The organism is Paracoccus sp. S4493 (genome assembly GCF_000967735.1).
Taxonomy (GTDB): domain Bacteria; phylum Pseudomonadota; class Alphaproteobacteria; order Rhodobacterales; family Rhodobacteraceae; genus Paracoccus; species Paracoccus marcusii.
Genome location: NZ_JXYF01000253.1, coordinates 1 through 301 on the forward strand (window position 1 = coordinate 1; position 301 = coordinate 301).

General features: G+C 74.1%; 1 protein-coding gene and 1 pseudogene. Both read right to left on the reverse strand.

All coding sequences use genetic code 11. The annotated features are described in order from the left end of the window. Window positions 1-182: pseudogene (locus tag TW83_RS16820) on the reverse strand (uracil-DNA glycosylase); the annotation flags it as partial. Between the two features lie 27 nt (window positions 183-209). Then, the coding region (locus tag TW83_RS20135) for a helix-turn-helix domain-containing protein (protein WP_162198080.1) at window positions 210-301 on the reverse strand (92 nt) is incomplete at its 5' end.

Here is a 301-nt window from a genome sequence, read left to right on the forward strand (position 1 = left end):
GCGGGCGGCGGCGGGGCCTGGGGCACGGGGGCCGCGGGCGCCACGCGGGTCGGCAGGTCGAACCGGTCCACCGGCGCATCCAGCATGGGCACGTCGCAGCCCATCTCCAGCTGCCAGTCCAGCAGCGCCAGCGCGCTGTCCCCGTCCAGCGTGATTCCCCGATATGTGGCCTGATCGTTCATCGCCGCACGCTAGGGCCGCGGACCGCCCTAGTCCACCACCAGCATGTAACCGGTGCCCCGCACCGTCTGCAGGAACCGCGGCTCGCGCGGGTCGGGCTCGATCTTGCGGCGCAGGCGGG